Origin of the sequence: Sporosarcina sp. P2 (genome assembly GCF_002743255.1) — a bacterium.
Lineage (GTDB): Bacteria > Bacillota > Bacilli > Bacillales_A > Planococcaceae > Sporosarcina.
On record NZ_PDYY01000013.1, the window covers coordinates 123,139 to 131,341 of the forward strand.

At 41.2% G+C, this 8,203-nt stretch carries 9 protein-coding genes; 5 read left to right on the forward strand and 4 right to left on the reverse strand.

The window, feature by feature from the left end; genetic code table 11:
- Nucleotides 1–202 precede the first annotated feature (202 nt).
- Entirely contained in the window at nt 203–1,450 is a 1,248-nt protein-coding gene (locus CSV67_RS13825) for an amidohydrolase family protein (RefSeq protein WP_099632179.1), read from the reverse strand.
- Nucleotides 1,451–1,662: 212 nt separating this feature from the next.
- On the opposite strand from CSV67_RS13825, the gene CSV67_RS13830 reads away from it, so the two are divergent.
- The 5 genes from CSV67_RS13830 to CSV67_RS13850 all read left to right on the forward strand — a co-directional run bounded on the left by CSV67_RS13830 (nt 1,663) and on the right by CSV67_RS13850 (nt 5,638).
- Complete coding sequence (locus tag CSV67_RS13830) at nt 1,663–2,118, forward strand: MarR family winged helix-turn-helix transcriptional regulator (protein WP_099632180.1); 456 nt, start codon at nt 1,663–1,665, stop codon at nt 2,116–2,118.
- An 80-nt stretch (nt 2,119–2,198) separates the two neighbouring features.
- Nucleotides 2,199–3,152, forward strand: coding sequence for a ring-cleaving dioxygenase (locus CSV67_RS13835; RefSeq protein ID WP_099632181.1), 954 nt, complete (start codon nt 2,199–2,201; stop codon nt 3,150–3,152).
- A gap of 23 nt (nt 3,153–3,175) precedes the next feature.
- Nucleotides 3,176–4,069 carry a VOC family protein gene (locus tag CSV67_RS13840; protein WP_099632182.1) on the forward strand — a complete coding sequence of 298 codons (894 nt, stop codon included), beginning with the start codon at nt 3,176–3,178 and terminating at the stop codon, nt 4,067–4,069.
- Nucleotides 4,070–4,127: 58 nt separating this feature from the next.
- The gene (locus tag CSV67_RS13845) at nt 4,128–4,733 is read left to right on the forward strand and encodes an alpha/beta hydrolase (protein ID WP_099632183.1); all 606 of its coding nucleotides are present in this window, start codon (nt 4,128–4,130) and stop codon (nt 4,731–4,733) included.
- A gap of 374 nt (nt 4,734–5,107) precedes the next feature.
- On the forward strand, nt 5,108–5,638 hold the full coding sequence (locus CSV67_RS13850) for a YceI family protein (protein ID WP_099632184.1): 531 nt from the start codon (nt 5,108–5,110) through the stop codon (nt 5,636–5,638).
- 104 nt (nt 5,639–5,742) lie between these two features.
- Here the strand turns inward: CSV67_RS13850 and CSV67_RS13855 are convergent, their stop codons facing one another.
- The 3 genes from CSV67_RS13855 to CSV67_RS13865 form a co-directional block, all read right to left on the reverse strand.
- Complete coding sequence (locus CSV67_RS13855; protein ID WP_099632185.1) at nt 5,743–6,180, reverse strand: GNAT family N-acetyltransferase; 438 nt, start codon at nt 6,178–6,180, stop codon at nt 5,743–5,745.
- 69 nt (nt 6,181–6,249) lie between these two features.
- On the reverse strand, nt 6,250–6,924 hold the full coding sequence (locus tag CSV67_RS13860; RefSeq protein ID WP_099632186.1) for a Dph6-related ATP pyrophosphatase: 675 nt from the start codon (nt 6,922–6,924) through the stop codon (nt 6,250–6,252).
- Nucleotides 6,921–7,913, reverse strand: coding sequence for a GNAT family N-acetyltransferase (locus CSV67_RS13865; protein ID WP_233192623.1), 993 nt, complete (start codon nt 7,911–7,913; stop codon nt 6,921–6,923). Before CSV67_RS13865 ends, CSV67_RS13860 begins: the two co-directional genes overlap by 4 nt.
- Nucleotides 7,914–8,203: the final 290 nt, after the last annotated feature.

Genomic DNA, 8,203 nt, shown 5'->3' on the forward strand with positions numbered 1-8,203 from the left:
CGTACAGACGTAGAATTACAGAAATAGTTTCAAATTAGTTTCACTTTTTAAAATTTCTTTCCTTTTAAAATAATGTGCAGTTCAGGAGAATAACACGCATTTCTAACAGGAGGGCCATGTTATATATATCCAATTAAAAATTCTCCTCAACATATTTGTCGAGGAGAATACATTCTTTTAGATTAATTATGATAACTCGCGATTATTTTAAAAAATCCACTTCCACTTCATTCTTTCGTGGTTCACGCTTAAAGAGATATTCACCATTCCTAACGGACATCAGCACTTCTGCACGCTCACGAATGGCTTCATACGGATCTTGTGCATCCAACACGATGAAGTTCGCTGGTTTCCCTACTTCAATACCATACTCATCGTTTACTCTCATAAGGTTGGCCCCGTGGTATGTGATCAAGTCGAACGCCTTATTGATCTCATCAATATGTGTGTAATGCGCTAAGTGAATCCCATTGTCTAAAATATTCATCATGTTTCCATTGCCTAGTGGATACCAGTAATCCGCTATGGAATCTTGAGCAAATGCCACATTGTTTCCATTATTTAAGAGTTCTTTTACTCGTGTTAGGCCACGACGTTTAGGGTAACTGTCGCCACGTCCTTGTAGATGGGCGTTTTCAGTCGGACAAGAAATAAAATTGATTTGTGATTCTTTAAATAACCCTAACATTTTATTGGCATAGCTATTGTCCACAGAACCGAAGCTACATGTATGACTGGCCGTTGTATACTTACCATAGTCTTTTTCCATAACGAGCGCATTTAACACTTCCAAGAACCGACTATTTGGATCATCGTTTTCATCACAATGAATATCAATCATCACATTGTGCTGTATGGCCATGTCGACAATACGTCGCAAGGATTCCACGCCATGTTCGTAAGAAATTTCAAAGTGAGGAATTCCCCCTACTACGTCCGCACCCATTTCAAGCGCTTCTTCCATTAAACGCTCTGCACCTTCGTATCTAAAGAATCCTTCTTGAGGAAAGGCTACGAGTTGTAATGTAACGAGATCTTTCAATTCTTCGCGTAGTGTAATTAACGCTTTCATCCCGGTCAAATTAGGATCCGTAATGTCTACATGCGTACGAATGAATTGAACCCCTTTGCTTAATTCTTTTTGAATTCCTTTAATTGCCCGTTCACGCACCATTTCTTCAGTCAATGATTTCTTATTATCACTCCAACGCTGAATCCCTTCAAATAACGTCCCGGATACATTCGCATTTCCCTCGCCTAACCCTGAAAAGATATAATCCAAGTGTAAATGAGGATCCACATAAGGCGGCAACACTAAACGGCCTTTTAAATCAATCACTTCATCTGCGTTGCCTATATCATTCCCTATTGTTCTAAACTGCCCATTTTCCACTAAAAATTCATGGGAATGTGGATCACCATATATATTCGCATTGATAAATTTTTTCATAAAATACATTACTCCTTTATCCGTTGTACTAGTACTGAGTATAGCATTTACAATAGACTTAAAAAAATTCTTGCGCTCCACACGACATGATCGACCTATTCTCCAAACATCCACCTCGTATTCAAGTGTTAATTTCTCTTCAAACGTATCGATTGACATCGTAACGTCCCTATTATATGATTACCTTGAATTCGAGATAAAAGGAGAACGTCATGGACAATCAAAATGTAGAACGTTATGAAGAAGATTTGTCTCTAAAGGCATTTATAGTTTTAACTCGAGCATTGCAATCCATTAAAGTACGCGTGGAAGAAGATATAAAACGCTCGAATTTAAATCCAACAGAATTTGGCGTTTTAGAGTTAATTTATAGTAAAGGCGATCAACCGATACAGAAAATCGGTGAGCAAGTATTAATTGCCAGTAGTAGCATCACGTACGTTGTAGATAAATTAGAAAAGAAAAACTTACTAAAAAGAAAACCGTGTCCAAAAGATCGACGGGTCACATATGCGTCTATAACAACTGAAGGCACGGAACTGATGAATGAGATCTTCCCCCCACACAAGAAAGCAATTAAAGAAATTTTTAGTGGGCTAAATATATCAGAAAAAGAACAACTCATTACACAGTTAAAAAAATTAGGTTTACATGCACAAAATATGTAATAGTAAATCTAGTTTTTTTAACCCGATATCTCGAATTAGTAACATATTAATTAATTACAATTATAAAGGAGTTTTAGTATATGACAAACGAATTACTGGGCATTCACCACGTTACCGCAATGACAGACAACGCAATGAGAAACTATGAGTTCTTTACAAACGTACTTGGGATGAGATTAGTTAAGAAAACCGTAAACCAAGATGACATCCAAACGTATCACACATTTTTCGCAGACGATATCGGTTCACCAGGGACAGACATGACGTTCTTTGACTTCCCGAACAATCCAAAAGGGACACCCGGGACAAACTCGATTTCCAGAACAGGACTACGAGTGCCTAGCGACGCAGCACTTGAATATTACCTAGAGCGTTTCAAAGAGTTCGGCATAGAAAACGACGGCATTCAAGAGCTTTTCGGAAAAAAGGTGCTACCTTTCCAAGAAGTGGATGGGCAGAAATATCAACTGTTCTCCGATGAGAATAATGAAGGCGTAGCACCAGGCACACCTTGGAAAAACGGACCCGTACCTGAAGAATACGCAATTTACGGCTTAGGACCAATTGAAATCACAGTTAGTTATTTCGAAGACTTTAAAAAAATGCTTACTGATGTGTATGGTATGAAACCGATTCTTGAAGAAGATAACGTCACACTGTTTGACGTAGGTGAAGGAGGCAACGGCGGACAGGTCATTTTACGATATGATGATTCCACACCAGGACGTCAAGGCTATGGACAGGTTCACCATGTATCGTTCAGAGTGAAAGACCATGAAGCGATTAAAAACTGGGAAGCAACATACGATAAAATGGGGATGCAGCATTCCGGTCATGTAGACCGTTTCTACTTTGAAGCACTTTATACACGCATCGGTCATATTCTCATCGAGCTATCAACAGACGGCCCAGGTTTCATGACAGATGAACCGTACGAAACATTGGGTGAAAACCTTGCACTTCCGCCATTCCTTGAACCAAAACGTGAATATATTGAATCTCAGATTCGCCCGTTCGATACAACACGTTCATAACCGTTTTAAAAGGAGTTTTGTAAATGGAAGCCATTAAAAGAATTCACCATATTTCAGCCATTGTAGGAGACCCCAATGAAAACTTGAAATTTTACAGAGATGTTCTAGGGCTCCGTTTGATTAAGCAAACGGTAAACTTTGACGATCCGGGTGTCTATCACTTGTACTTCGGAGATCATCGTATGACTCCTGGTACGGTCATTACATTCTTCCCTTGGACAAACGAGAATCACGGACGTAAAGGTAGCGGTCAAGTCGGTCGAATTGCTTTCAGAGTACCTAAAGGAAGTATGAACTATTGGAAACAACATTTAACCGCCCAAAACATCCACATAAAAATGACTCAGCTTTTCGGTAAAGAAACACTTGAGTTCGATGATGTGCATGGATTGGAGCTCGCCATTGTCGAAGGCGAAATATCCGCGAATCATTTTGACATAGTTGATTTCCATGGAGCTGTGTTATTGTCGGGAAACCCGCAAGGCACAAAGGATTTACTTACAGGCATTATGGGATTAAACGAACTAGATATTGAGGATCAGAACCACCACTTTGAAACAGCGGGCTTGGAAAAGCATCACATCATAACCTCCATCCCACCGCAACCTGCTGGTAGATTCGGCATTGGAACGGTTCACCATATTGCTTGGTCTGTTCCACATATAGATGCATTAAAAGAATGGCAGTCCACCCTACAAGATGAAGAATTCGGGGTCACTGAAGTAAAGAACAGAAATTACTTTAACTCGATCTATACAAAAGAAAAAGGAAAAATCGTATTCGAGTTCGCAACAGACGGTCCGGGATTCGCCAAAGATGAAAATATACAATCTCTTGGTTCCACGCTGAAATTACCGGAACAATACGAACATAAAAGGCAAGAATACGAAACTCTACTTCCGAAATTGGAAATATAGGAAATGGATAAAATACTGTAAACAGACTTGCTGTTAATTAATTGGAGGCGTTGAAGCAGTGAAATATATTTACAATGAAAAGAAAAAAGGTGCACCTGTATTTGTTTTGCTACACGGCACAGGTGGTACGGAAACGGACTTAGTTTCCCTAGCCGAACTACTCAATCCTGAATACAACGTTTTAGGAATCAGAGGTAATGTGCAGGAAAATGGCATGAATAGATTCTTCAAACGTCACGGTGAAGGTCAGTACGACTGGGAAGACCTGGAGTTTCGCGGCAATGAACTGTATGAGTTTATCGTGGAAAAATCAAAGGACTACCATTTTAAACTAGAGGATACGGTTCTGGTTGGATTTTCAAACGGTTCGAACATTGCCATACACATGATGCTTATGCAGCCAGGTACTTTCAAAAAAGCGGCTTTATTCGCACCACTGTATCCAGCAGATGTAGCGGAAACACAGGATTTCAGCGATGTGGACATATTCCTTTCACTAGGTGAAGGCGACCCGGTTGTACCAGAATCTGAAAGCAAACGAGTCATTCGTCTTTTTGAAGAAAGAGAAGCACAGGTCACAACAGCTTGGGTGAAGGGACATAGCCTGACACAGGAAGTCGCGCAACAAGCGAAAAATTGGTTGAATTCAACACGACGTACGTGATAAAAAACGTAACTAAAGTAATCATGGTGAAGATCAAAAAAAGCGATGAATATGAGGACAGTATGTAGATGTTTTACAAGCAAACTAACGGACTGACTGCGATTTCTTTGCAACCACATAACGTTTAAACAGCCATCAATAGAAAGATACGACTAGAACGACTTCCATCGAATCCCCTACTATACGCATATATTTCCCAAAAGAGGGTAAATAGTTCTTAAGTGTTGGTAGTAGTATTTTTTCCAAAACGAATAAAAACGAAGCCATCACCTTACTGCTCGTTTCTCAGATTCTTCGGATTGTTCATCTTGAATAGGCTGCATGTAAGTTACTGAACGCAACATAAAAACCAACCATTATCGGAGGAGATTTATATGACAAAAGCAAAATGGAATGTTGACACAGCACACAGTACAATAGAGTTTTCGGTAAGACATATGATGATTTCAAACGTAAAAGGTACATTCAACGAATTCCAAGGAACTATCGAGGCGGATCCCCAAGATTTAACGGACGCATTAATCGATTTTACAATTGATGCAAACAGTATTGATACGCGCAAGTCTGATAGAGACAATCATTTACGTTCAGCTGACTTTTTCGATGTAGAAAATTACCCAAACCTCTCGTTTAAGGCGACAACTATCAAGAAGACATCAGACGATACGTACGACGTGACTGGCGACTTCACCATTAAAGATACAACGAAACCTGTCACATTCAATGTAACGTTTGAAGGCATAGCGAAAGATCCGATGAGCGGAGACGAAGCTGCTGGATTCTCGGGTGATACGAAGATTAACCGTAAAGACTTTGGTTTAACATGGAATGCGGCACTTGAAACTGGTGGCGTGGTCGTGAGCGATGAAGTGAAAATCCATATCGAAATTCAATTACGTAAGTAAGCTGTATATGATAAAAAGTTGATTACGTACAGTATATACCAAGCCCCTAAAGTAAGATTTTTAACTTTAGGGGTATTTCTTTACATAACAAGTGCTCTTTCAAACTATAGAGCTAACTCTTTCTCCATCACAATATGTGGAATGCCGTCTTCCATGAATATATCAGATGTAGTTGCGTACTCAAGTTTTCGATAAAATTCTTCTGCATGTGTCTGTCCATGCAATTTCAACGACACTATCCCCTTCTCCTTTGCGATATCTTCTAGCCCTGAAACAATGACTTTTCCTACGCCTAAACTCCGATGAGAAGCTAACACACAAATGCGTTCTAATTTCCCCACTCCATCTACTATTCTTAATCTACCTGATGCGATCGCTCGTCCTGTATGTTCCACTAAAATATGTTCACATAATTCACCCAGCACATCAAATTCATCAAACTCGTCCTCTTCCGGAACATGCTGTTCTTCTACGAATACTGCTTTTCGTATGTCAAAAGACTTTTGAAGATCCGCTTCCGTCACTATTCTCTTACTATTCATTAGACATCTACTCCTTTTTCTACTTTTATCTATCAAGCAAAAAAATAAGAAACTTCCACAGATCACCTTTCATTCTGTGGAAGTCACGTGTTCTAGCTCGCATTTCAAAAATACATAGCCCTCTTTTTCGATAGTTTCACTCATTTTCACAGGAATACGTTCCTTGAAAATCGGTCCATCGACAACGACAGTATGGAATTCTCCTGACTCACCACAGCTATCGATGCCGAGTGCTTCCAGTTCATTCATTAATTCAATCGTGAAACGTCTGCCTAGAAATTTAGCAGGCATCATCTTGGTATTGACGACGACCACATAGGCTTCAAAACCTGCCGCTATAAATTCTTCGAGTAGCATCCGTCTGGGTTCTTCCCAAAGGGGATGATACGTTTCCATGCCGACTTTGGCACACATCGACTGTACCCACAGTAAATGATCTTCCAAATCGATGTCACCAAATACTGCTTTATGAATACCTTGTTCTTTAGCAGCGCGCATCGCATCTAAAAATTGTATTTCATAGCCAGCCCAGTCTGCTTTTCGGATCATCAGTGGTATATCCATCTGCTTGGCTTGCGCTTGAACAACCTCAAGTGGTAATGCATGTGATTTAGAATGCGGCTGATCTTTCTCAAACATGGTCCACAACATCGCTGGCGTATTTCCCTCTTGAATCGCGCGATATGCTGCGAGTGCAGAGTCTTTGCCGCCACTCCATGACGTGACGAACTTCATGCCGGTCATTGTCCGTCCGCCCATGAGATTCGTGCATCCACTGTTCGCGCCATGCGAATCATATACGAACGGAATCCAAGCTTTGGCCAGAAATACGACGCTAAATGATTCGCCGTCAGCCAATCCGTCATGACATATTTAAAGCCTGCATTTTTCATTTGAGTAAAGCTATGGTTAGCAATCGACTTACCGATGCCTTGTCCACGCATATCGATATTCGTCGTCCCCTGCACAAGCACGGCCGACTCATTCGGCGTCGTCATCTCATGTCGAGCGTCCGCCGGCGTGAATAGATGAAAGGCTACAGGTACATGATCTTGCTCAGCGACCCAGCTGCGCGTACCTTCTTTGCCTTCATACGCTGCAAATACATCACGCTCCGCATCCAAAGCTTCTTGCGTAATCGGTTTCCACGCGGGAGCTTTCGCTTGATGCAAACTGTTCCACGGCGCCATCTTATGCAATATTTTTTGCTCGTCACCTACTAGCTCCTTCATCTTCACGAGACTATTCTCTCCGGGCTGTGAACGATACTGTTCAAGTGACAACGCCGCAAAGCGCTGTTCAAAATGAAACGATTGCTCCAGCATTTCGAGAATTAATTCATCATTCCCGACGGGTATATCTAGAACATGCTCAAAATAGCCATTGCGAACCCATTCCGCTCCAACTTCCGTGTACATCAAACGTGCTAATCTTGGATGCTCGTCCTCATGTATGACAAATGACGGATATCCAACATACACTGTGCGCCCGCGCGTAGCATCTTGGCGATATTCGTATAGTAAATAGCCGATAACCTCTTCGTCACGCAAAGTCACGAGGCCCCCTGTATATGGTTTCTCCAATTCTTCACGCAAACGTTCTTCTGCTTGTTCGACATCTTCAAAACGTTCCTGCAAAAATGGAAAGCGTTGTCGTTCATCTGCATGTCTCGCTGCTAATAACACGGCCATCTTCGGTATATACTGCTCTTCAAATTGAACAAAATGAATCATCAGAATCCCCTCCTGCCTAATTTAACTAAATTATACCACATCCATTTAGCTTGCCAATGAAATGAATAGATGTGGTGCTTTTGGGAGGGATGAATTGTTGATGTAGAGCGGTTCTCCATCCATATAGAGCGGATAACATTACTGATAGAGCGCTTGCGGAACTACATTGAGCGGGTAACGAAAAACTATGGGCGGATACGGATCGCGATTGAGCGGATTACACTACGCATAGAGCGCTTGCGGGACCTGATAGAGCGGGTAACGTGATTCATTGAGCGCGCCGCTGCGAA

Bases quoted from the DNA above. Each gene is read 5' to 3' on its own strand.
- CSV67_RS13830 (WP_099632180.1), top strand. From the start codon at position 1,663: ATGGACAATCAAAATGTAGAACGTTATGAAGAAGATTTGTCTCTAAAG.
- CSV67_RS13840 (WP_099632182.1), top strand. From the start codon at position 3,176: ATGGAAGCCATTAAAAGAATTCACCATATTTCAGCCATTGTAGGAGAC.
- CSV67_RS13835 (WP_099632181.1), top strand. From the start codon at position 2,199: ATGACAAACGAATTACTGGGCATTCACCACGTTACCGCAATGACAGAC.
- CSV67_RS13825 (WP_099632179.1), bottom strand. From the start codon at position 1,450: ATGAAAAAATTTATCAATGCGAATATATATGGTGATCCACATTCCCAT.
- CSV67_RS13855 (WP_099632185.1), bottom strand. From the start codon at position 6,180: ATGAATAGTAAGAGAATAGTGACGGAAGCGGATCTTCAAAAGTCTTTT.
- CSV67_RS13865 (WP_233192623.1), bottom strand. From the start codon at position 7,913: ATGATTCATTTTGTTCAATTTGAAGAGCAGTATATACCGAAGATGGCC.
- CSV67_RS13860 (WP_099632186.1), bottom strand. From the start codon at position 6,924: ATGACCGGCATGAAGTTCGTCACGTCATGGAGTGGCGGCAAAGACTCT.
- CSV67_RS13850 (WP_099632184.1), top strand. From the start codon at position 5,108: ATGACAAAAGCAAAATGGAATGTTGACACAGCACACAGTACAATAGAG.